The following is a 22216-nucleotide window of genomic DNA, read 5'->3' as shown; positions in this document are numbered from 1 at the left end:
CCTCAAACACCGGCGAAGCGGAAAGGCGGCAGGGCCCCGTGCGGATCGCACGGGGCCCTGCCTCAAGTGAGCCACCGCCGGCGGCCGGCGGCTATTCGTCCGCCGGGGCCGCGGCGGCCTTCTTGGCCACCGTCTTCTTCGCCGTGGCGGTCGTCTTCTTCGCCGCCGTCTTCTTCGCCGCGGCGGTCGTCTTCTTGGCCGCGGTCTTCGTCGCCGCCGCCTTCTTCGCCGGGGCCTTCTTGGCGGGGGCCTTCTTCGCCACCTTCTTGGCCGGGCCCTTCGCCCGCTTCTCGGCGAGCAGCTCGTAGCCCCGCTCCGGCGTGATCGTCTCGACGTCGTCGTCCCGCCGCAGCGTCGCGTTCGTCTCGCCGTCCGTCACGTACGGACCGAAGCGGCCGTCCTTGACGACCACAGGCTTCTCGCTGACCGGGTCCGTGCCCAGCTCCTTCAGCGGCGGCTTGGCCGCGGCCCGGCCCCGCTGCTTCGGCTGCGCGTAGATCGCGAGGGCCTCGTCCAGGGTGATCGAGAACAGCTGGTCCTCGGTCTCCAGGGACCGCGAGTCCGTGCCCTTCTTCAGGTACGGGCCGTAGCGGCCGTTCTGGGCCGTGATCTCCACGCCCTCGGCGTCCGTGCCCACCACTCGCGGCAGCGACATGAGGCGCAGGGCGTCGTCGAGGGTGACCGTGTCCAGGGACATCGACTTGAAGAGCGAGGCCGTGCGCGGCTTCACCGCGTTCTTGCCCGTCTTCGGCGTGCCCTCGGGCAGGATCTCCGTCACGTACGGCCCGTAGCGGCCGTCCTTCGCGACGATCTGGTTCCCGCTCACCGGGTCGGCACCCAGCGCGAACTCGCCGCTCGGCTTCGCGAAGAGCTCCTCCGCGTACTCGACCGTCAGCTCGTCCGGAGCCATGTCGTCCGGTACGTCGGCCCGCTGGTGGCCCTCGGCGTCCTTCTCGCCCCGCTCCACGTACGGCCCGTAGCGGCCGACCCGCAGCACGATGCCCTCGCCGACCGGGAAGGAGGAGATCTCCCGGGCGTCGATCGCGCCCAGGTCCGTGACCAGTTCCTTCAGGCCGCCGAGCGCGTCGCCGTCGGCCGGGACGACCTCGCTCGCGTCCTCCGAGCCGAAGTAGAACCGCTTCAGCCACGGCACGGACTGGGCCTCGCCCCGCGCGATGCGGTCGAGGTCGTCCTCCATCTTCGCGGTGAAGTCGTAGTCGACGAGCCGGCCGAAGTGCTTCTCCAGCAGGTTGACGACGGCGAAGGACAGGAAGGACGGGACGAGCGCCGTGCCCTTCTTGAAGACGTATCCGCGGTCGAGGATCGTGCCGATGATCGACGCGTACGTCGACGGGCGGCCGATCTCCCGCTCCTCCAGCTCCTTGACCAGGGAGGCCTCGGTGTAGCGGGCCGGCGGCTTGGTGGAGTGGCCGTCCGCCGTGATCTCCGCAGCGGCCAGCGCGTCGCCCTCCGCAACCTGCGGCAGCCGCTTCTCGCGGTCGTCGAGCTCGGCGTTCGGGTCGTCCGCGCCCTCGACGTACGCCTTCATGAAGCCATGGAAGGTGATCGTCTTGCCGGAGGCGCTGAACTCGGCGTCGCGGCCGTCCGACGCGCGGCCGCCGATCTTGACGGTGACCGAGTTGCCGGTCGCGTCCTTCATCTGCGAGGCGACGGTCCGCTTCCAGATCAGCTCGTACAGGCGGAACTGGTCGCCGGTCAGACCCGTCTCGGCCGGGGTGCGGAAACGATCACCCGAAGGCCGGATCGCCTCGTGCGCCTCCTGCGCGTTCTTGACCTTGCCCGCGTAGACGCGCGGCTTCTCCGGCAGGTAGTCGGCGCCGTAGAGCTGCGTGACCTGCGCGCGCGCCGCCGACACCGCGGTGTCGGAGAGCGTCGTGGAGTCCGTACGCATGTAGGTGATGAAGCCGTTCTCGTACAGCTTCTGCGCCACCTGCATCGTCGCCTTCGCGCCGAAGCCCAGCTTGCGCGAGGCCTCCTGCTGGAGCGTCGTCGTGCGGAACGGGGCGTACGGGGAGCGGCGGTACGGCTTGGACTCGACCGAGCGGACGGTGAACGAGGCGTTCTCCAGCGCGGCGGCGAGCGCCCGCGCGTTCGTCTCGTCGAGGTGCAGCACCTCGCCCTTGAGCTGCCCGTTCGCGCCGAAGTCGCGGCCCTGGGCGATGCGCTTGCCGTCGACCGTGTTCAGGCGGGCGACCAGCGTCGAGGGGTCGGAGGCGTCACCGGCGCGGCCGGTGGAGAAGGTGCCGGTCAGGTCCCAGTACTCGGCGGAGCGGAAGGCGATGCGCTCGCGCTCCCGCTCGACGACGAGGCGGGTGGCGACCGACTGGACGCGGCCGGCCGACAGCTTCGGCATGACCTTCTTCCACAGGACCGGCGAGACCTCGTAGCCGTAGAGGCGGTCGAGGATGCGGCGGGTCTCCTGGGCGTCGACCATGCGCTGGTTCAGCTCGCGCGGGTTGGCGACGGCGTCGCGGATCGCGTCCTTGGTGATCTCGTGGAAGACCATCCGGTGGACGGGGACCTTGGGCTTGAGGACTTCCTGGAGGTGCCACGCGATGGCTTCGCCCTCGCGGTCCTCATCGGTGGCGAGGAAGAGTTCGTCGGACTCGGCGAGCAGGTCCTTGAGCTTCCTGACCTGCGACTTCTTGTCGGCGTTGACCACGTAGATCGGCGCGAAGTCGTGCTCGACGTCGACGCCGAGACGGCGCACCTCGCCGGTGTACTTGTCGGGAACCTCCGCCGCGCCACTGGGGAGGTCGCGGATGTGCCCGACGCTCGCCTCGACGACGTATCCCGGGCCGAGGTAGCCCTTGATGGTCTTCGCCTTGGCAGGGGACTCGACGATGACGAGTCGGCGGCCGCCCTTTGCGGTCTCGCTGGTCGGGGACAACTTGGCTCTTCTCTCCGGTCGGCACTCGGTCGCGGTACGGCGACGCTGCGGAGTGTGACGGTACAACCCGCCCCCGTGTCAAACGGCACAAGCCCGCAACGGCCACTCGAACGGTAACCCGACAAGTGCCGGTTCTGCCGCCCGGATGTCGCGGCTGACCGTTCGCGATCACCGGGCCGAGTGGCTGGGGGGCCGTCTGGCCCCTCCCCCGCGGCGGCTTCCGGATGTGGTCCCGCATGTGGTTCCGCGTGCGGCGCGGCGTGTGCTCTGACCGGCGGTTCCGTGGCGCTGTCGGCCCCGCGTCAGAGCCGCGCGAGGCACCACGCGCCGAGGGCGAGCGAGACCCCGCCGACGAGCACGGCCAGCGGTACCGCCAGGACGGGGCGCACGCCTTCGGCCACCGGCGCGCCCTTCAGGACGCGCGCCCCCGTCCAGGTCAGCAGAGCGGCTCCGAACAGCAGGAACACGGCCCCCGCGAAGATCGCAGGACCGGCGTCCATGCTGTTTCCCCCATCCCCCGGACCACTCTCGGGACCCCCCCCGGATCCCGCTGGACAGAACCCTTTCAGCCCCCGGCGTACACCAGGCGAACCCCGGGTGACATTCAGGTTCCGCTCCCGGACGCGGCTACTGCCCCTGGCCCGCCACGGGCTCCAGGAAGCCCTGCTCGACGAGCATCCGGATCGCCTCCGGCGTACGGTCCCGCAGCACGACCGGGTCCTCCTGCATCAGCTGCGCGATCGCGTCCAGGATCCGGCCCGCGCTCAGTGAGCCGTCACACACTCCGGCGAATCCCGCGCCGACCGTGTCGACCTTGGTCGCGCGCCGCATCCCGCGGTTCTGCCGGAGCACCACGTGTTCCGGATCCTCCGCGCCGGGCGCGCCGACCTGCTCCTGGACCACCTCGGCGGCCAGCACGAAACGGCCTTCCAGCAGGGACGCGTCGTCGTGCTCGCGCAGGTAGTCCTGGCGGGCGAAGTGGGCCAGGACGGCCTCGCCGAGCGGCTGCTCCACCGAGTGCGGCCACTCCTCGACCACGATCGAGGGTTCGGCCGCGTCCGTCCGGCGCAGGGTGATCCAGCCGAAGCCGACCGCCTTGGTCTTGCGGGCCTCGAACTCGTCGAGCCAGTCCTCGTAGCGCCGCGCGTACTCGGCCGGATCCGTGCGGTGGTCGCCCGCGTCGCGCAACCACAGCTCCGCGTACTGCGTCACGTCCTGTACGTCACGCTGCACGATCCAGGCGTCGCAGCCGTGCGGCACCCAGGAGCGGACCCGGTCGTGCCACTCCTCGCCCTCCACGTGCTGCCAGTTGCCGAGGAACTGCGCGTACCCGCCGGGGTTGAGGTGGGTGCCGGCCTCCTGGACCAGGGTCCGGCACAGGTCGTCGCCCCCCATGCCGCCGTCCCGGTACGTGAGCCGGGCGCCGGGGGAGATCACGAACGGCGGGTTCGACACGATCAGGTCGTACGTGGCACCGCCGACCGGCTCGAAGAGGGAGCCGGTGAGCAGCTCGGCCTCGGGAGCCCCGGACAGCGCCAGCGTCAACCGGGTGAATTCCAGGGCCCGGGGGTTGACGTCGGTGGCGGTGACCCGGGTGGCGTGCTGGGCCGCGTGCAGTGCCTGGATGCCCGAACCGGTGCCGAGGTCGAGGGCCGAGCCGACCGGGATGCGCACGGTGATCCCGGCGAGGGTGGTGGAGGCACCGCCCACCCCGAGGACGACCCCCTCCTCGCGGCTGCCGATCCCGCCGGCCCCGCCGACGGCGCAGCCGAGGTCGGAGACGATGAACCAGTCCTCGCCGTCCGGGCCGCCGTACGGGCGCACGTCGACGGTGGCGCGTACGTCGTCGGCGTCACGCCGGAGCCACCCGTCGGCCAGGGCCGCCTCCACGGGCAGCGCCGCCGCGGCGTGCGCGTACGCCACGGGCTCCTGGAGCAGGAACAGCCGGACCAGGCTCGGCAGCGGGCCGTCGCCGCCGCTCCGCGTGGCGCGCAGGGCGGGGACCGTCTCGCTGCGGGCGAGCGCGGCGTAGGCGGGCGCGCCGAGCAGGTCGAGCAGACCGTCGGCGGTGAAGCCGGCGGCGAGCAGGGCGGTGCGCAGCTCGGCGGCGCGTTCGGGCGTGGGAAGGCTGGTGGTACTCACCCGTCCATTGTGGCCGCCGGCGGCCACAATCCGTGCGCCGCGCGGGCAGACGTCCCGGGCGGCGCGCCGGACCGCGCGCGTCCGGGTGTACGACAGGGCGGCCGGGGCCCTTCCGGGGCCCCGGCCGCCCTGGCCGACGTACTGGCGCCCGGAGGGCGTGCGGAGGGCGCTACTTGGGCGACGGCGCCGTGACCTGGCAGCCCTTCTGGGCGTTCATCGACTTGTCCAGGCCACCCGACTTCAGCTGGTCGAGGGCGTCCTTGCCGCCCTTCGTGGCCTCTTCCAGACCACCCGCGAGCTCCTTGAGGCCCTCGGCGAACTTCGTCTGGTCCTTGGGGTCGAGGGCGTCCATCTTGGCCTTCAGGTCGGCGTAACCCTTGGAGGTCGACTCGAAGCCCTGGACCGCCGCGCCCAGGGTCTTCTCCCCGTCCTTGACCGGGGGAACTCCGGCGCCCTGCAGGGCGCTGCCCATCGTCTTGTACGACTCGGACATCGTCCCGAAGGCGGCAGAGTCGGTCTTCTGGACTTCCTCGGGCTTGCTGCTCTCCGTCGCCACCCGCTTGATGTCGGCGTTGGCGGTCTCGATCTTCTTGAGTTCGGGCGACCACTGGTCACAGACCTTCTTGGCCCAGGCGTTGCCCTTCGCGTCGCTGTCATCCCCGCCGCAGCCGGACAGGACGAGCATCAGCACAGCGCCGCCCGACAGCGCGGCCGCAAGCTTCTTGTTCACCGGATTGGTCCCTTCGAAGGCTCTCGGCCCGGAAGATACACGGCTCCCCTCCGGCGACGTACAAAGGCGGACGGGCGGCGCGTCGGTCCGCGCCGCCCGTCCGTCGTTCGGGCGTACCACCGGCCCTGCCCGGCTGCGCCCTTGTCTCGTGGCGAGAGGGTCAGGAGACCGTCGCCGGGTCGGCCGACTGGGCCACCCGCTCGGCGGCTCCGCCGTCGCCGTCCTCGCCCACCGCGATGCCGCGGCGCTTGGACACGTACACGGCGGCGATGATGACGCCGATCGCGAGGACCGCGACGATCGCCCGGATGCCCGCGCTGGTGTCCTCGCCGAAGCTGAACTGCACGACGGCGGGGGCGATCAGCAGCGCCACCAGGTTCATGACCTTGAGCAGCGGGTTGATCGCGGGACCCGCGGTGTCCTTGAACGGGTCGCCGACGGTGTCGCCGATGACGACGGCCTCGTGGGCCTCGCTGCCCTTGCCACCGTGGTGGCCGTCCTCGACGAGCTTCTTCGCGTTGTCCCACGCGCCGCCGGAGTTGGCGAGGAAGACCGCCATCAGGGTGCCGGTGCCGATGGCCCCCGCGAGGAAGGAACCGAGCGCGCCGACGCCGAGGGTGAAGCCCACCGCGATCGGGGTGAGAACGGCGAGCAGGCCGGGCGTGGCGAGTTCGCGCAGCGCGTCCTTGGTGCAGATGTCGACGACGCGCCCGTACTCGGGCTTCTCGCTGTAGTCCATGATCCCGGGGTGCTCGCGGAACTGGCGGCGCACCTCGTAGACCACGGCGCCCGCGGAGCGGGACACCGCGTTGATGGCGAGGCCGGAGAACAGGAACACCACGGCCGCGCCCAGGATCAGCCCGACGAGGTTGTTGGGCTGCGCGATGTCCAGGCTGAGGTTCATCTCCCCGGCCTTGGCGCCGACTTCCTTGACCGCGGTGGCGATGGCGTCGTTGTACGAGCCGAAGAGCGCGGCCGCGGCGAGCACGGCGGTGGCGATGGCGATGCCCTTGGTGATGGCCTTGGTGGTGTTGCCGACGGCGTCCAGGTCGGTCAGGACCTGCGCGCCGGCGCCCTCGACGTCGCCGGACATCTCGGCGATGCCCTGGGCGTTGTCGGAGACGGGCCCGAAGGTGTCCATGGCGACGATGACGCCGACGGTGGTGAGCAGGCCGGTGCCGGCCAGGGCCACCGCGAACAGCGCGAGCATGATCGAGGTGCCGCCGAGCAGGAACGCCCCGTAGACGCCGAGGCCGATGAGCAGCGCCGTGTAGACGGCGGACTCCAGACCGACGGAGATGCCGGCGAGGACGACGGTGGCCGCGCCGGTGAGGGAGGACTTGCCGATGTCCCGGACGGGACGGCGGTTGGTCTCGGTGAAGTAGCCGGTCAGCTGCTGGATGAGGGCGGCGAGCACGATGCCGATGGCGACGGCGACGAGGGCCAGGACGCGCGGGTCACCGGAGTGGTTGGTGATCGCCGGGTTGTCGACGCCGACGAGCTCCTTGTAGGTGGCCGGCAGGTACGCGAACACGGCGATCCCGACCAGCACCAGGGAGATCACCGCGGAGATGAAGAATCCGCGGTTGATGGCGGTCATGCCGCTGCGGTCGCTGCGGCGCGGGGAGACCGCGAAGATGCCGATCATGGCCGTGATCACGCCGATGGCGGGGACGATCAGCGGGAAGGCCAGGCCCAGGTCGCCGAAGGCCGCCTTGCCGAGGATGAGTGCGGCCACGAGGGTGACGGCGTACGACTCGAAGAGGTCGGCGGCCATTCCGGCGCAGTCGCCGACGTTGTCGCCCACGTTGTCGGCGATGGTCGCGGCATTGCGCGGGTCGTCCTCCGGAATGCCCTGTTCGACCTTGCCGACAAGGTCGGCGCCGACGTCGGCGGCCTTGGTGAAGATGCCGCCGCCCACGCGCATGAACATCGCGATCAGGGCGGCCCCGAGGCCGAAGCCCTCCAGCACCTTGGGTGCGTCGGCGGCGTAGACCAGGACGACGCAGGAGGCGCCGAGGAGGCCGAGGCCGACGGTGAACATGCCGACGACGCCGCCCGTGCGGAAGGCGATCTTCATCGCCTTGTGGGAGACCTCGGTCAGGTCTCTGGCGGGCTCTCCCTCGGCGGGGGTGGCCTCGCGGGCGGCCGCGGCGACGCGGACGTTGGCGCGGACCGCGAGCCGCATGCCGATGTAGCCCGTGGCCGCCGAGAAGAGGGCGCCCACGAGGAAGAAGGCGGACCGTCCCGCCCGCTGCGACCAGGTGTCGGCGGGGAGCAGGAAGAGCAGGAAGAACACCACGACGGCGAAGATGCCGAGGGTGCGCAGCTGGCGGCCGAGGTAGGCGTTGGCGCCTTCCTGGACGGCGGCGGCGATCTTCTTCATGCTGTCGGTTCCCTCGTCGGCCGAGAGGACCTGGCGGACCAGGATCTGCGCGACGACGAGTGCGGCGAGTGCCACGACCGCAATGACGATCACGATGAGCCGATTGTCATCGGTGAGTACCGCGGATGCCAGATCGATCGTGTGATCCGGCGCATTGGGGGTGAAGAGCCCCGTCATTCGTCCTCCTTGACGTGATGAGCTCAAGATGTGGACGGATTGTAGGGAGCGCGCCCCGATCAAAACAGTACGCAGCAAACGGAATTGGCGTTCTCTTGCTCCTCACCAATAGATCGCGTCACTCCAATACCCTCGAAAGCGGTAATGGGGCAAAGGCATTGACGCCTGGTCATTGATCTACGGGCATGAAAAAGGCCCTGCTCAGCAGGGCCTTGATAAAGATCGGAAGATAGGACCGAATGTTGTCCTGCCTTCTTTGGATCTAGGGAAGATCGGAGGACGCGGACACGGGCCAGCTCATCCGGATCGTGCCACCCGACTCCCCGGTGCTCACCTCGACGTCGTCGACGAGCCCGCTGATCACGGCGAGGCCCATCTCGTCCTCGCCGTCGCCGTCGGAGTCGAGGGCGGCCTCGAGTCCGGGCACGGCGGAATCCGGGCCGCCGCCCGGTCCGGGGACCTCGTCGCCGACCTCGATGGAGAACACCTTCTCCTCCTCGGTCAGCACGACCCGGACGGGCGCGGTCAGCCCGTTGCTGCGGTGGAGTCCGACGGCGCGCGAGCAGGCCTCGCCCACGGCGAGGCGGACCTCGTCGAGGACGGCTTCCTCCACGCCGGCCCGGCGTGCCACGGCGGCCGCGACCAGGCGGGCCGTCCGGACGTGTTCGGGCTGGGCGCTGAAGCGCAGTTCAACGGTGGCCATGCGCGTCCCCCTCGGACTACGGGCGTGCCTTGACAGGGGCCCGGACCGACCGTGGCCCGGCACCCCCGTTCTCCTCGTCGGCTCCTCGCCGTCCGCGGGGCGCCCCAGGGCGTCCCACGGGCGGCCGGGAGTCGTCAGTCGGTGGCGTTGACGGCGTCTTCCACAGTGGTGTGGATCGGGAACACCTTGGTGAGACCGGTGATCCGGAAGATCTTCAGGATGCGCTCCTGGTTGCACACCAGACGGAGCGAACCCTCGTGCGCGCGGACGCGCTTGAGACCTCCCACGAGCACACCGAGACCGGTGGAGTCGAGGAAGTCCACTCCCTCCATGTCGACAACCAGGTGATAGCTGCCGTCGTTCACCAACTCGACCAACTGCTCGCGCAGCTTGGGCGCGGTATACACATCAATCTCGCCACCGACCGCCACGACCGTACGGTCGCCGACAGTGCGAGTCGACAGGGACAGGTCCACGGATCCTCCAGCACCTTGCTATCGAGCGGCGCCCCCCGGGGGCCTCCCCACCCGAAGGTAGGTGAGGGATCGGCTGCCGCGATGGCATTCAATCACTTACCGGCAGGCGCGCACGACGCCTTCGGACCATTGTCCCGCACGCCGGTGACACACTCGGTTCCAATGGCCAATACTCACCGTCCCAGGCGGCCCACGCCACCCGCGGACCCTCGACCCACCCCCGGCGCGGTCCTCGACCGCTTGTCCCGGGGGCCTTCCCGGGCTGCGCGCATCACCCATACGGAGCACTTGCCCCCTCGGGAGGGCCGTCATGCCGTCTGGCCCGACCGCATCCGAACGGATGTAGTAGCCGCCATCCAGGCGGCCGGGATCGAACACCCGTGGGAACACCAGGCGGCCGCCGCCGAGCACGCCCTCGACGGCCGCTCGGTGGTCGTCGCCACCGGCACGGCCTCGGGCAAGTCCCTCGCGTACCTCGCGCCCCTGCTCTCGGCGCTGGCGGACGGCGCCGAGGCCCCGAACGGGCGGGGCGCGACGGCCCTGTACCTGGCCCCCACCAAGGCCCTGGCGGCCGATCAGCGCCGCGCCGTACGAGAGCTGGCGGCCCCGCTCGGCAACGCCGTCCGGCCCGCCGTCTACGACGGGGACACGCCCGTCGAGGAACGCGAATGGGTGCGCCAGTACGCCAACTACGTCCTGACCAACCCCGACATGCTCCACCGCGGGATCCTCCCGGCCCACCCCCGCTGGTCCTCCTTCCTGAGGGCCCTGCGCTACGTGGTGATCGACGAGTGCCACACCTACCGCGGGGTCTTCGGCTCCCACGTGGCACAGGTGCTGCGCCGGCTGCGGCGGCTGTGCGCCCGCTACGGCTCCGAACCGGTCTTCCTGCTGGCCTCGGCCACCTCCAGCGACCCGGCGACCGCCGCCTCGCGGCTGACGGGCGTACCGGTGACCGAGATCACCGACGACGCCTCTCCGCGCGGCGAGGTGGTCTTCGCCCTGTGGGAGCCGCCGCTGCTCACCGAGTTGCGGGGCGAGAAGGGCGCTCCCGTACGCCGTACGGCCACGGCCGAGACCGCCGACCTGCTGACCGACCTGGTCGTCCAGGGGGTCCGCACGGTCGCCTTCGTCCGCTCCCGGCGCGGCGCCGAGCTGATCTCCGTGATCGCCAAGGAACGCCTCACGGACGTGGACAGGTCCCTGCCCCGGCGGGTTGCCGCCTACCGTGGCGGATACCTGCCGGAGGAGCGCCGGGCCCTGGAGCGGGCCCTGCACTCCGGCGAGCTGCTCGGTCTCGCCGCCACGACCGCCCTGGAGCTCGGCGTGGACGTCTCCGGCCTGGACGCCGTCCTGATCACGGGATACCCGGGCACGCGGGCGTCGCTGTGGCAGCAGGCCGGCCGCGCCGGGCGCTCGGGGCAGGGCGCCCTGGCCGTCCTGATCGCCCGCGACGACCCGCTGGACACCTACCTCGTCCACCACCCCGAGGCCCTGTTCCGCCAACCGGTGGAAGCCACCGTCCTCGACCCGGACAACCCGTACGTCCTCGCCCCGCACCTGTGCGCGGCCGCGGCGGAGCTCCCGCTGACCGAGCCCGATCTGGAGCTCTTCGGCCCGGCGACCGGGGAACTCCTGCCCCAGCTCGAAGCGGCGAAGCTGCTGCGCCGGCGGGCCACGGCCTGGCACTGGACCCGGCGGGAGCGGGCCTCGGACCTGACCGACATCCGGGGCGGCGGCGGCCGGCCGGTGCAGATCGTCGAGGCCTCGACCGGGCGGCTGCTCGGCACGGTCGACGAGTCGGCCGCGCACACCGCCGTCCACGACGGGGCCGTCCACCTCCACCAGGGCCGCACCTACCTCGTGAAACACCTGGACCTGGAGGATTCGGCGGCCCTCGTCGAAGAGGCGGACCCGCCCTTCTCCACGACCGCCCGCGACACCACCTCCATCTCCGTCCTGGAGACCGAGACCGAGGTCCCCTGGGGATCGGGGCGGCTCTGCTACGGCTCCGTCGAGGTCACCAACCAGGTCGTGTCCTATCTGCGGCGCAAACTGATCACCGGCGAGGTGCTGGGCGAGGCCAAGCTGGACCTGCCGCCCCGCACCCTGCGCACCAGGGCCGTGTGGTGGACGGTCACCGAGGACCAGCTCGACGAGGCCCGGATCAACCCGGAGATCCTCGGCGGCGCCCTGCACGCGGCCGAGCACGCCTCCATCGGCCTGCTCCCGCTGTTCGCCACCTGCGACCGCTGGGACATCGGCGGCGTCTCCGTGCCGCTGCATCCCGACACCCTCCTTCCGACGGTCTTCGTGTACGACGGCCACCCCGGCGGCGCGGGCTTCGCGGAGCGCGCCTTCCACACGGCCCGCGCCTGGCTGACGGCGACCCGGGACGCCATCGCCGCCTGCGAGTGCGAGGCCGGCTGCCCCTCCTGCATCCAGTCACCCAAGTGCGGCAACGGCAACGACCCCCTCCACAAGCGCGGCGCCATCCGTCTCCTCACCCGCCTCCTGGCCGAAGCCCCCACCGCCCCGCCCGCCGGGCCCTGACGACTGCCTGACCGGCGCCCGAGGCCGTACCAGGGCCGGGGCGCGCCGCCCCCGGGTAGAAGGCCCGGGGCAGACGCTTGCGGGCGGCTGGGGGGCCGCTACGGCCCCGGGCGCCGCAGAGGTTCCGCCGCCGGGCCCCTCGGCGGCTCCGGGGCGGGGCCGGCTCGGGACCGGATCGTGGGGTCGAAGGGGCCCGCCGCCACCCCGGCGGTGACCTCCGCGACCTCACCCTCCAGGACGCACCCGGACAGCCGAGCCCCCTGCGCCCCGGCCACCCTCGCCGCCGCCGCGCAGGCGGTCGCCGGGCCGTGGGCCCAGCTCGCCGCCGCCGCGAGGGCCGCGAGGTCCGCTGCCGCCGCCGCCCGGTGGCGCGCCACGACCGCCTGGCCCAGCAGCAGCACCCCGCCGAACACCGCGCTCAGCACCGCCACCACCAGCACCGCCCACACGGTGGCCGAGCCCCGGTCCCGGCTCACGGCGGCGGCCCCACGCTGTCCTCCGCCAGGGCCACCGCCTGCGCGCCGAGCCGCACCGGCAGGGACCCCGGCCCCGGCGCCCGCGCCTCGACCCGGACCCGCCAGAGGTCACCCACCCGCTCCAGCCCCACCCGGGCCCCCTCGGGCGCGGCCGCCCGGGCGGCCGCCACCGCGACGTCCGCGGGCTCGGACCGGGCTGCCGCCCTGGCCCCGGCCCGGGCCGCGTCCACGCACCGGATCTGCGCGGCGGCCGCCATCAGCGCCCACACCAGCAGCGCCGCGAACAGCACCAGGGCCGGGATCACCAGGGCGGCCTCCGCCGTCACATATCCGCGGTCCCCCATTTTTCGACGTGCCCCGGATTCCCTCTCAGAACGGCACATCGAGCGCCTTCCCGATCGTCGACTGAAGGGCGGTGGAGACGACTTCACTCGTCACGACCTTGTACAGCACCGCCGCGAACGCACAGGCCGCGATGGTGCCCATGGCGTATTCGGAAGTGGACATCCCCGCATCGCTCCGACGACCGCTCAGCGCCGTCCGTACACGAAACCAGATGATCCTCATGGCAACCTCCTGTTGATTTCCCTTGTTGATGCGCGTGATTCATGTGACGTCAGTTGTTCGAGAGAAGACCCGAGGCCATTCCGATCACCACGGGCGCGACCCCGATCGCGAGAAATGCGGGGAGGAAGCACAGCCCCACCGGTGCGGTGACGAGCACCGCCGCCTTCTGCGCACGGGCTCCCGCCCGCCGGGCCCGGTCCGCCCGCAGGTGCGAGGCGAGGCGGGAGACCGGCTCCGCCGCCGGCGCTCCCGTACGGGCGGCCCGCTCCAGGCAGTCCGCGAGCGGCCGGGCGCCCGGTATCTCCGCCAACCTCCCCCACCCGGCTCCCGGTTCGCCGCCCAGCCGCAGCTCGGCACCGGCACTCGCCAGCCGCTCGCCCAACGGGCCGCCCAGCGACTCCCCCACCACTTCCGCGGCCTCCACCGGGCCGGCGCCGGCCGCCAGACACGCGGCCAACAGGTCCGCGGCGAAGGGCAGCTGACGCTCCGCCTCCCGTGGATCGACCCCGGCGGGCGGGCGGGCCCGGACGAGCCGGCGCCGCACACCGAGGGCCGCGAGGGCTCCCACGGCCACTCCCGCGACGCCACCGCCGAGCACCCAGCCCGCCAGCACCGCTCCGGCCGGCCCGACCCAGCCCGCCGCACCCCGTATCCGAAGGGGCACCGCAGGCCTACGCCGCCCGGGGGCGACCCCCAGGAGGACCGCGACCCTGCGCCGGGCGGCCCGCGCCCGCACGCCCGCCGTCACGGCGGACAGCACGCTCAGGGCCACCGCAGCCAGGCACAGCACCGTCCCCAGCCTGTGGACCGCGAAGCCGCCCATCACCGCTCCCCCGTCCGTACGATCCGTCGGCACCACAGCAGCCCCAGCGCCTCCAGCACCGCGCCCGCCAGCAGACAGCCCCACCCCACCGGGGTGTGCAGCAGCACGCGCAGTGGGTCCGCGCCCAGTGCGGTGCCGATGAGCAGCCCCACGAGCGGCAGCAGGGCCAGCACGACCGCCGTCGAGCGCGCCCCCGCGAGCTGGGCCCGCAGGGACTCCTCGCGGTCCCGCTCGGCGCGCAGCGCCCCCTCCAGCCGGTCCAGCCCGGCGGCCAGCCCCGCACCGCCGTCCACCGAGACCCGCCAGCAGGCCGCCATCCCGGCCAATCCCTCCGCCCCGGATTCCCGCGCCGCCTGGCGCAGCGCCCCGGGCACGTCCCCGCCGAACGCCGCGGCGGCCAGCACTCCCGCTTCCGCCGCGCCCGGTCCGCCGGGGCCCGCCACCGTCCGCCGTATCGCCGCCGTCAGCGCCTGACCGGGCTGGGAGCCGGCCCGCAGCTCCCCCACCACCGCCCCGCACAGCTCCGCCACCTCGGCGGCCCGAGCCACCCGGGCCCGCTCCCGGGCCCGGGTGCGCAGCCACCGCCGCACCAGCGGCACCGCGGCCGCTCCCACCAGCAGCGGGAGCACCGATCCGCCGAGCAGTGCGACCAGCAGTCCGACCCCGAGGCAGGCCCACTCCCGCCCCTGCGCCGCCCGGACCCGCAGCCCGATCAGCCACCGCTCCCGGCGCACCGGCCCGCCCGCGGCCACCGGCCCGACCCCCGCGAGCACCAGCCGGGCCCGTCGGGAGGCCCGGTCGCCCCCGGCCAGCACCCAGGCGGCCGCACCCGCGCACAGCACCCCGGCGAACACCGGCACCGACAAGCCCGCCCCCGCCCAGGCACTCATCGCGCACCCCGCAGCAGGGGACCGAGCCGTTCCCAGCCCCGTTCCCGCAGGAATCCGCGTGCGGCCCAGCGCAGCGCCGGTACGGTCACCACCAGCCCGGCGGCGTCCCGCTCCAGCACGTGCACCTCGGCGACCCGGCGCCGCCCCGCCCGGTCCCGGGCCAGGTGGACCACCAGGGTCAGCGCGGCCGCCAACTGGCTGTGCAGGGCGGCCCGGTCGAGCCCGGCGGCCGTCCCGAGCGCTTCCAGCCGGGCCGGTACATGAGCGGCGGCGTTGGCGTGCACAGTGCCGCACCCGCCTTCGTGGCCGGTGTTCAACGCGGCCAGGAGGTCGGCGACTTCGGCACCCCGGACCTCGCCGACCACCAGCCGGTCGGGCCGCATCCGCAGCGCCTGCCGCACCAGATCCGCCAGGGTGACCAGGCCGGCACCCTCCTGGTTGGCCGGTCGGGTCTCCAGCCGCACCACGTGCGGATGGTCGGGGCGCAGCTCGGCGGAGTCCTCGGCCAGCACGATCCGCTCACCGGGGCCCACCAGTCCCAACAGGGCGCTGAGGAGGGTGGTCTTGCCGGTCCCCGTGCCTCCGGAGACGAGGAACGACAGCCGGGCCTCGACGATCGCCCGGAGCAGCCGGTGCCCTCCGGGCGGCAGCGTCCCCGCCGTGACGAGCTCCTCCAGGGTGAAGGCGCGTGGTCGCACCACCCGCAGCGAGAGGCAGGCCGACCCGACCGCGATCGGGGGCAGGACGGCATGCAGCCGGGTCCCGTCGGGCATCCGGGCGTCCACCCAGGGCCGGGCGTCGTCCAGGCGGCGGCCGGCGACGGCGGCCAGCCGCTGGGCGAGCCTGCGCACGGCCTGCGCGTCGGGGAAGGTCACCGGGGTCAGCTCCAGCCCGCCACCGCGGTCCACCCACACCCGGTCGGGCGCCGCCACCAGCACGTCGGTGACCCCGGGGTCGGCGAGCAGCGCCTCCAGCGGGCCGGCTCCGACCAGCTCGGACCGTAACTCGGCGGCCGCACCCAGCACTTCGGCGTCGCCGAGCAGCCTGCCCTGGGCCCGCAGGGCGGCCGCCACCCGCGCCGGGGTCGGCTCCGCCCCGCTCTCGGCGAGCTGCCTGCGCACCGCCTCCAGCAGCACCGCGCTCATGCCGCCGCCCCTCGGGCGGGGCCGAGCACGCGCTGCCAGAATCCGTCGCAGAAGCGGGCCAGCGCGCCCCGCCCCTGCCCTCCCGGCGGTTCGCCCTCGGCCACCCGTCCGGGCAGTCCCACCTCGACCGGCACCTCACCGGCCAGCGGCGCCCCCAGCAGCCCGGCCACGGCCTCCGCGTCGAGCCCGCCCGGGCAGCGGCCCCGTACGACCACGCGCACGTCCCGGGCCACCATCCGCACCCCGGCCGCCACCCGGCCCGCCGCGGCCACCGCCCTCAGCTCGCCCGGCACCACCATCAGCACCAGGTCGAGCTGGGCCAGCACCTCGGCCACGGCTTCGTCCACCCGGCGGGGGAGGTCGACCACCACCACCCCGCCCCTGCGCCGGGCGGCGGCCACCACCGACCGCATCGCGGTGGGCGGCACCACCACCCGGTCCCCCCGGTCCCAGCTGAGCACCCGCAGGGCGTGCAGCTCGGGCAGGGACTCCTCCAGGGCTCCGGCGCCGACCCGCCCCCGGGAGCCCGCGAAGTCCGGCCAGCGCAGCCCTTCCGCGGTCTCGCCCCCGAGGAGGACGTCCATGCCCCCGCCCAGCGGGTCGCCGTCGATCAGGATGGTCCGCTCCCCGCCGCGGGCGGCCCGCAGGGCGAGCGCGCAGGCGAGGGTGGAGGCACCGGCACCGCCGCTGCCGCCGATCACTCCTACGGCGAGGGCGGGCCGCCCGGCGCCCTCGACCACATCGGCGATGCGGTCGACGAGCCGGCTCTCGGCATCGGGGAGCCGCAGCACCTCCTCCGCTCCGATCTCCACGGCCCGCTGCCACACCAGGGGGTCGTCCAACTCGCGGCCGACGAGGAACACCCCGCCCCTGCGCGGCGCCCCGCGCACCCGACGGGCCGCGTCGTCCCCGACGAGCACGAGCGGCGCGGACTCCCAACCGATCCCCGCAGCAGTCCCGTTGCTCCCACCGCTCCCGACGCCCTGCCCCGGCACCGCGTGGTGCACGTGCGGCTCGGCGCCCGCCGCGGCGCACAGCCGCAGCAGGTCGTCGAGCAGCAGCGGATCCTCGGTGATGATCAGCGGTCGCCCGCCGGCGGGCTCCGCCCCGGCCGCGCGACCCGAGGCGCTCCCGGCGACGGCCACAGCACCGGCCACAGCGCCGGCCACGACCCCGGCCGACTCCCCCGACCGCGATTCACACGACTTCGATCGAGCCACGATCTCCGCCCCCTTCTCCCTGCAAATCCGTGCGCCGCGGACTTCGCGGCCGGAATCACCGTGCAGCGATCGGGAAAAAGAAGTGGATCTTGCTCGAAAACTGTGGACAGCAGACCGATTGTGAATAACCCGGTCACCCTCACAGGTGAGTTCCGGAACGCGCCGGAACCACTACGCTCCGTTACGAGTCTGATGTGGTGGGGGCCTTCGACGGACAGGGCCCAGCACAAGAGGAAGGGCCGGGAGATGGTCACTTGGGGCCGAAGGCAGGGACGCGAACCGCGTCCGGACATGCGACGACCCCCGCCGGGGGGGAGAGCGGGGGTCGTCCCCACGGTCCGACTCGGGGGGGGAGGAGCCAGACCGGGTTAGCACGGTCGCGAACGATCCGTGACTTCCATGGTGTACCCGAGAGCCTTCTCAGGCAAACCCACGCGCCACACCTTACGCCGAATGGTGGGCGCATATGCTCGGGGCGTGGAAAATCAGCCCTTGCCGCACTCCTCGCCTCGTACCGCAGCCTTCTTCGACCTGGACAAGACGGTCATTGCGAAGTCGAGCACCTTGACGTTCAGCAAGTCCTTCTACCAGGGCGGCCTGATCAACCGCCGCGCAGTGCTGCGCACCGCGTACACACAGTTCATCTTCCTGGCCGGCGGCGCCGATCACGACCAGATGGAGCGGATGCGGGAGTACCTGTCCGCCCTCTGCAAGGGGTGGAACGTGCAGCAGGTGCGGGAGATCGTCGCGGAAGCGCTGCACGACCTCATCGACCCGATCATCTACGACGAGGCGGCGTCCCTCATCGAGGCCCATCACACCGCCGGCCGCGATGTGGTGATCGTGTCCACCTCCGGCGCCGAAGTGGTCGAACCGATCGGGGAGATGCTCGGCGCGGACCGGGTCGTCGCCACGCGCATGGTCGTGGGCGAGGACGGCTGCTTCACGGGTGAGATCGAGTACTACGCGTACGGGCCCACGAAGGCGGAGGCCGTGCGCGAGCTGGCCGAGTCCGAGGGCTACGACCTCGCCCGCTGCTACGCGTACAGCGACTCGATCACCGACGTCCCGATGCTGGAGGCCGTGGGGCACCCGCACGCGGTCAACCCGGACCGGGCGCTGCGCAAGGAGGCCCTGGCGCGCGAATGGCCCGTCCTGGTCTTCGACCGGCCCGTGCGGCTCAAGCAGCGGCTCCCCGGGCTGTCCATGCCCGCGCGGCCCGCGCTCGTCGCAGCGGCCGCCGTGGGGGCCGCGGCGGTCACGGCCGGGCTGGTCTGGTACGCGAGCCGGCGCCGCGCGAGCGCACTGCCGGCCGCCGCGTCCAGGTGAATGTCCTGACCTGCACCGATAGCGGCTGTCCGGTTCGCCCGAGCTCGCCCCGGAAAGTAAAAAGTGGAGCCAGGGGTTTCGCATGGAACCGAACCGGAGTACAAATAAAGCAACGGCCCGCGAGACCAAAGAACATCCGAGAGGATCATCTTTAAAACGCAGTAAGGCCCACGGACCGAAGCATGAGCGCCGAGCACCCACGCGACGTCGACCCGTCGATTACGGGCCAGCCGCACCAGGGAACGGGCAAAGCTCCCGACCTGATGGGCAACCATCGAGGACGCTTGGTAACTGGGCGTGAATGCCAGCGGCGACACCAGAGCGGTATGGGTGTCGCCGCAACCCGTGTCCGGACGAAAATCGCAGGCCGAACGGGGCCCGACGGCCCGGACGGGTGAAACCGCTCAGGCCGCGCCCCGCTGAAGCGCCTCGCAGACAGCCGTCGACTCGCGCACACCGAGTTCGATCGACCGCCCGCAGTGGGCGATCCAGGCGGCCATCCCCTCGGCGGTGCCGGAGACGTAGCCCGCGAAGGCCTCCAGGTACGCCTCGCGCCCCTGCTCCGCGTGACCGACCTCGGCCGGGCAGATCGCCTTGGGGTCCAGCCCGCTGTTGATCAGGACGATCCGCTCCGCCGCCCGTGCGACCAGACCGTTGTACGTGGCGAAGGGACGCAGGGCCAGCAGCTCTCCGTGCACCACGGCGGCCGTGATCAGCGCCGGGGCGGAACCGCCCGCGATGACCAGGCGGGACAGGCCGTCGAGCCGGCCCGCGACCTCGTCCGCGCTCGGCAGCGGCAGGTCCACCAGCGGTTCGTCCACCGGCTCGCCCGCCAGTCGCGGACGCCCCACGACGTCCCCTTCCACCGTCGACCCCGACGCCACCAGGTGCAGGCGCGCCAGCACCCGCAGCGGCGACTGGCGCCAGATGCTCAGCAGTTGGCCGGCCTCGGCGGTGAGCCGGAGGGCGGCTCCGACCATGCGGGCCTCGGGCTCCGAACCGAAGTCCGTCCGGCGGCGCACCTCCTCCAGCGCCCAGTCGGCACCGGACAGCGCCGCACTGGCGCGCGCGCCGCGCAGCGCGGCCTCCGAGGTGATCTCTCCGCTCCGGCGGCGCATCACGCGGTGCCCGTAGACCCGGTCCACGGCCTTGCGTACGGAATCCACGGAATCGGCGACACCCGGCAGCCCGGCCAGTGCGGCCAGCGGGTCAGCAGCGCTACTCATAAGTAAGGAGCCTACGCACTGCGCCCCCGTAGCACCGACCCCTCCTTGGAGTGGTCTTCTTCACTCACCTTGACAACTCCCCGTCGTCGACCCACTACGCTTGGTGAACATGAAGATCGCTTTCGTGGGAAAGGGCGGCAGCGGCAAGACGACGCTGTCCTCCCTCTTCATCCGCCACCTCGCCGCCAATGAAGCCCCCGTCGTCGCGGTGGACGCCGACATCAACCAGCACCTGGGCACCGCGCTCGGCCTCGGCGACGAGGAGGCAGCCGAACTGCCCGCCATGGGCGCGCACCTGCCCCTGATCAAGGAGTACCTGCGGGGCTCCAACCCGCGCATCGCGTCCGCCGACACGATGATCAAGACCACCCCGCCGGGCAGAGGCTCGCGCCTGCTGCGCATCACCGAGGACAACCCGGTGTACGAGGCCTGCGCGCGCACGCTGCTGCTGGACGGGGAGCCCGTACGGCTCATGGCGACCGGGCCGTTCACCGAGGCCGACCTCGGGGTCGCCTGCTACCACTCCAAGGTGGGAGCGGTCGAGCTCTGCCTCAACCACCTCGTCGACGGACCCGACGAGTACGTGGTCGTCGACATGACGGCCGGCTCGGACTCCTTCGCGTCGGGCATGTTCACCCGTTTCGACGTGACCTTCCTGGTCGCCGAGCCGACCCGCAAGGGCATCTCCGTCTACCGCCAGTACAAGGAGTACGCCCGGGACTTCGGGATCACGCTCAAGGTCATCGGCAACAAGGTCCAGGGGCTGGAGGACATCGAGTTCCTCCAGGACGAGGTCGGCGAGGACCTGCTGGTCACCCTGGGGCACTCGGACTGGGTGCGGGCGATGGAAAAGGGCCGCCCGGCCGCCTTCGAGCTGCTGGAGGCGAGCAACCGGCTGGCCCTCCAGGCCCTCCAGGACGCCGCCGACGACTCCTACGCGCACCGCGACTGGGGCCGGTACACCGAGCAGATGGTGCGCTTCCACCTCAAGAACGCGGAGAGCTGGGGCAACGCCAAGACCGGGGTCGACCTGGCGGACCAGATCGACCCCGACTTCGTGCTCCGCGAGGACGCGGCGGCCGTGGAGGCGATCCTCAGCCCTCGTCCGCAGCCCCATCGGCCGGCTCCGCAGCCGGCTTGACGCCCGCGGGGGCGGCCGGCTTCGCCGGCGGCCCCGCGGTCAGGAACTTCGCCCAGCCCGCCTTCGGCGCCTCGCCGACGTCGAGCGACCGCATCCAATCCAGGGTCTTCGGGTCCTGGGCGTCCAGCCAGTCCGCGAGCTCTCGGAACGGCACGCAGCGGACCTCGGGCTTGGTGCACATGGTCTTGATGGACTCCTCGACGGCACGCATGTAGGTGCCGCCGTTCCAGGACTCGAAGTGGTTGCCGATGATCAGCGGCGCCCGGTTGCCCTGGTAGACGCGGTCGAAGGCCTGGCGCAGGCCGTCGCGCATCTGGTCGCCCCAGTACGCGTGCTGGGACGGGTCGCCCTGGGACGTCGTCCCGGACTGGTTGACCATGTAGTTGTAGTCCATGCTCAGCGTGTCGAAGGCGCGGCCCGGCATGGGTACGAGCTGGAGCGGGATGTCCCAGAGGCCGTCCGTCTTCTTGGGCCAGATCTGCTTGCTGATGCCGCTGGAGTCGTAGCGGAAGCCCATGTCCTTGGCCGCCAGCATGAAGTTCTTCTGGCCTTCGAGGCAGGGGGTGCGGGCGCCGATGAGCTCCTTGTCGTAGTCGAACGGCAGCGCCGGCATGGCCTTCAGGTCCGCGTTCGTCTTCCAGTTCTTGACGAACGACTTGGCCTGGTTGATCTCGCTCTTCCACTCCTCCACGGACCAGGTGCCGACGCCGCCGTCGGGGCCGCAGAAGTGGCCGTTGAAGTGGGTGCCGATCTCGTTGCCCTCCAGCCAGGCCTCGCGGACCTGGGTGGCGGTGTCCTTGATGCCCTGGAGGTCGCCGAAGCCGATGTCGGAGCGGCCGGACGAGTGCTGCGGGGCCGTGTAGAGGGAACGCTTCTCCTCCGGGAGCATGTACACGCCGCTGAGGAAGTACGTCATGCGGGCGTTGTACTTCTTGCCGACCTCGCGGAAGTGCGAGAACAGCTTCTGGCTGTCCTCGCCGGCCCCGTCCCAGGAGAACACCACGAACTGCGGCGGCTTTTCACCCGGCTTCAGCTTCTGCGGCTTCCGTACGTTCGGCTGCGGGCCGGTGTAGGCGGTCGAGCCGTCGCCGATGGGCCGGTTGACGCTGCCCGGGGCCTCCGGGGCGGCCGCTCCCTTCCTGGCGTTCTGGGGTCCGGGGGCCGGGGACTTGACGGGTTCCGAGGCGGTGCACCCGGCGACCCCCAGGGCCAGAGCCGTGGCGACCAGGCCACCGGCGATCTTCTTCGTGGCGGCGATCATCCGCCCCACCTCTCCCTCGCAGATCCATGGCAGAGCCATCGGGGTTCATCGCGGTTCCCT

Annotated in this window: 19 protein-coding genes; 3 read left to right on the top strand and 16 right to left on the bottom strand. The window is 72.3% G+C overall.

Features of this window, described 5'->3' with window-relative positions; genetic code table 11:
• Positions 1-91 precede the first annotated feature (91 nt).
• The 7 genes from topA to bldG form a co-directional block, all read right to left on the bottom strand.
• Entirely contained in the window at positions 92-2911 is a 2820-nt protein-coding gene (gene topA, locus ACFYZL_RS34045; protein ID WP_388684379.1) for a type I DNA topoisomerase, read from the bottom strand.
• A 302-nt stretch (positions 2912-3213) separates the two neighbouring features.
• Positions 3214-3411: a hypothetical protein gene (locus ACFYZL_RS34040; RefSeq protein ID WP_384758701.1), complete on the bottom strand. Its 198-nt coding sequence runs from the start codon at positions 3409-3411 to the stop codon at positions 3214-3216.
• A 127-nt stretch (positions 3412-3538) separates the two neighbouring features.
• Positions 3539-5053, bottom strand: a complete 1515-nt coding sequence (locus ACFYZL_RS34035; RefSeq protein WP_388684376.1) for a methyltransferase — start codon at positions 5051-5053, stop codon at positions 3539-3541.
• Positions 5054-5222: 169 nt separating this feature from the next.
• Positions 5223-5783 carry a small secreted protein gene (locus ACFYZL_RS34030; RefSeq protein WP_384753228.1) on the bottom strand — a complete coding sequence of 187 codons (561 nt, stop codon included), beginning with the start codon at positions 5781-5783 and terminating at the stop codon, positions 5223-5225.
• A 160-nt stretch (positions 5784-5943) separates the two neighbouring features.
• Positions 5944-8346, bottom strand: coding sequence for a sodium-translocating pyrophosphatase (locus ACFYZL_RS34025; RefSeq protein ID WP_384753225.1), 2403 nt, complete (start codon positions 8344-8346; stop codon positions 5944-5946).
• Positions 8347-8608: 262 nt separating this feature from the next.
• The gene (locus tag ACFYZL_RS34020) at positions 8609-9049 is read right to left on the bottom strand and encodes an ATP-binding protein (protein WP_384753223.1); all 441 of its coding nucleotides are present in this window, start codon (positions 9047-9049) and stop codon (positions 8609-8611) included.
• A gap of 134 nt (positions 9050-9183) precedes the next feature.
• Positions 9184-9525 (bottom strand): anti-sigma factor antagonist BldG, encoded by a 342-nt coding sequence (gene bldG / locus ACFYZL_RS34015; RefSeq protein ID WP_030199598.1) that lies wholly within the window; start codon positions 9523-9525, stop codon positions 9184-9186.
• Positions 9526-9606: 81 nt separating this feature from the next.
• On the opposite strand from bldG, the gene ACFYZL_RS34010 reads away from it, so the two are divergent.
• Positions 9607-12078, top strand: a complete 2472-nt coding sequence (locus ACFYZL_RS34010) for a DEAD/DEAH box helicase (protein ID WP_384753221.1) — start codon at positions 9607-9609, stop codon at positions 12076-12078.
• A gap of 98 nt (positions 12079-12176) precedes the next feature.
• Here ACFYZL_RS34010 and ACFYZL_RS34005 read toward each other — a convergent pair whose 3' ends face one another.
• Genes ACFYZL_RS34005 through ssd form a run of 7 tightly spaced genes read right to left on the bottom strand, consistent with a single transcriptional unit; the run spans position 12177 to position 17124 of the window.
• Positions 12177-12554: an Rv3654c family TadE-like protein gene (locus tag ACFYZL_RS34005; protein WP_388684371.1), complete on the bottom strand. Its 378-nt coding sequence runs from the start codon at positions 12552-12554 to the stop codon at positions 12177-12179.
• On the bottom strand, positions 12551-12898 hold the full coding sequence (locus tag ACFYZL_RS34000) for a TadE family type IV pilus minor pilin (protein ID WP_384749722.1): 348 nt from the start codon (positions 12896-12898) through the stop codon (positions 12551-12553). The genes ACFYZL_RS34005 and ACFYZL_RS34000 overlap by 4 nt, the downstream gene beginning before the upstream one ends.
• A 25-nt stretch (positions 12899-12923) precedes the next feature.
• On the bottom strand, positions 12924-13121 hold the full coding sequence (locus ACFYZL_RS33995; protein ID WP_384749724.1) for a DUF4244 domain-containing protein: 198 nt from the start codon (positions 13119-13121) through the stop codon (positions 12924-12926).
• A gap of 49 nt (positions 13122-13170) precedes the next feature.
• Positions 13171-13944: a type II secretion system F family protein gene (locus ACFYZL_RS33990; protein WP_388684367.1), complete on the bottom strand. Its 774-nt coding sequence runs from the start codon at positions 13942-13944 to the stop codon at positions 13171-13173.
• The gene (locus ACFYZL_RS33985) at positions 13944-14834 is read right to left on the bottom strand and encodes a type II secretion system F family protein (protein ID WP_388684364.1); all 891 of its coding nucleotides are present in this window, start codon (positions 14832-14834) and stop codon (positions 13944-13946) included. The genes ACFYZL_RS33990 and ACFYZL_RS33985 overlap by 1 nt, the downstream gene beginning before the upstream one ends.
• Positions 14831-15979 (bottom strand): TadA family conjugal transfer-associated ATPase, encoded by a 1149-nt coding sequence (locus tag ACFYZL_RS33980; RefSeq protein WP_384731031.1) that lies wholly within the window; start codon positions 15977-15979, stop codon positions 14831-14833. The genes ACFYZL_RS33985 and ACFYZL_RS33980 overlap by 4 nt, the downstream gene beginning before the upstream one ends.
• Entirely contained in the window at positions 15976-17124 is a 1149-nt protein-coding gene (gene ssd / locus ACFYZL_RS33975) for a septum site-determining protein Ssd (protein ID WP_388684429.1), read from the bottom strand. The genes ACFYZL_RS33980 and ssd overlap by 4 nt, the downstream gene beginning before the upstream one ends.
• A gap of 528 nt (positions 17125-17652) precedes the next feature.
• Between ssd and ACFYZL_RS33970 the strand changes: the two genes are divergently transcribed.
• Positions 17653-18528 (top strand): HAD family hydrolase, encoded by an 876-nt coding sequence (locus ACFYZL_RS33970; protein ID WP_388684362.1) that lies wholly within the window; start codon positions 17653-17655, stop codon positions 18526-18528.
• A gap of 404 nt (positions 18529-18932) precedes the next feature.
• Here ACFYZL_RS33970 and ACFYZL_RS33965 read toward each other — a convergent pair whose 3' ends face one another.
• Positions 18933-19754, bottom strand: coding sequence for an oxidoreductase (locus ACFYZL_RS33965; protein WP_388684359.1), 822 nt, complete (start codon positions 19752-19754; stop codon positions 18933-18935).
• Between the two features lie 109 nt (positions 19755-19863).
• On the opposite strand from ACFYZL_RS33965, the gene ACFYZL_RS33960 reads away from it, so the two are divergent.
• Entirely contained in the window at positions 19864-20895 is a 1032-nt protein-coding gene (locus ACFYZL_RS33960) for an ATP-binding protein (protein ID WP_388684357.1), read from the top strand.
• Here ACFYZL_RS33960 and ACFYZL_RS33955 read toward each other — a convergent pair.
• Positions 20849-22156 (bottom strand): hypothetical protein, encoded by a 1308-nt coding sequence (locus ACFYZL_RS33955; RefSeq protein ID WP_384749739.1) that lies wholly within the window; start codon positions 22154-22156, stop codon positions 20849-20851. The two genes, ACFYZL_RS33960 and ACFYZL_RS33955, sit on opposite strands and share 47 nt — an antisense overlap.
• Positions 22157-22216: the final 60 nt, after the last annotated feature.

This window comes from Streptomyces sp. NPDC001717 (assembly GCF_042892775.1).
Lineage (GTDB): Bacteria > Actinomycetota > Actinomycetes > Streptomycetales > Streptomycetaceae > Streptomyces.
This window is presented reverse-complemented; position numbering and strand designations above follow the sequence as displayed.

Coding starts and splice junctions, on each gene's coding strand:
- ACFYZL_RS34040 (WP_384758701.1), bottom strand. CDS start 3,411: ATGGACGCCGGTCCTGCGATCTTCGCGGGGGCCGTGTTCCTGCTGTTC.
- ACFYZL_RS34025 (WP_384753225.1), bottom strand. CDS start 8,346: ATGACGGGGCTCTTCACCCCCAATGCGCCGGATCACACGATCGATCTG.
- ACFYZL_RS34020 (WP_384753223.1), bottom strand. CDS start 9,049: ATGGCCACCGTTGAACTGCGCTTCAGCGCCCAGCCCGAACACGTCCGG.
- ACFYZL_RS34010 (WP_384753221.1), top strand. CDS start 9,607: ATGGCATTCAATCACTTACCGGCAGGCGCGCACGACGCCTTCGGACCA.
- ACFYZL_RS34000 (WP_384749722.1), bottom strand. CDS start 12,898: ATGGGGGACCGCGGATATGTGACGGCGGAGGCCGCCCTGGTGATCCCG.
- ACFYZL_RS33995 (WP_384749724.1), bottom strand. CDS start 13,121: ATGAGGATCATCTGGTTTCGTGTACGGACGGCGCTGAGCGGTCGTCGG.
- ACFYZL_RS33990 (WP_388684367.1), bottom strand. CDS start 13,944: ATGGGCGGCTTCGCGGTCCACAGGCTGGGGACGGTGCTGTGCCTGGCT.
- ACFYZL_RS33985 (WP_388684364.1), bottom strand. CDS start 14,834: ATGAGTGCCTGGGCGGGGGCGGGCTTGTCGGTGCCGGTGTTCGCCGGG.
- ACFYZL_RS33980 (WP_384731031.1), bottom strand. CDS start 15,979: ATGAGCGCGGTGCTGCTGGAGGCGGTGCGCAGGCAGCTCGCCGAGAGC.
- ACFYZL_RS33970 (WP_388684362.1), top strand. CDS start 17,653: ATGGTGGGCGCATATGCTCGGGGCGTGGAAAATCAGCCCTTGCCGCAC.
- ACFYZL_RS33965 (WP_388684359.1), bottom strand. CDS start 19,754: ATGAGTAGCGCTGCTGACCCGCTGGCCGCACTGGCCGGGCTGCCGGGT.
- ACFYZL_RS33960 (WP_388684357.1), top strand. CDS start 19,864: ATGAAGATCGCTTTCGTGGGAAAGGGCGGCAGCGGCAAGACGACGCTG.
- ACFYZL_RS33955 (WP_384749739.1), bottom strand. CDS start 22,156: ATGATCGCCGCCACGAAGAAGATCGCCGGTGGCCTGGTCGCCACGGCT.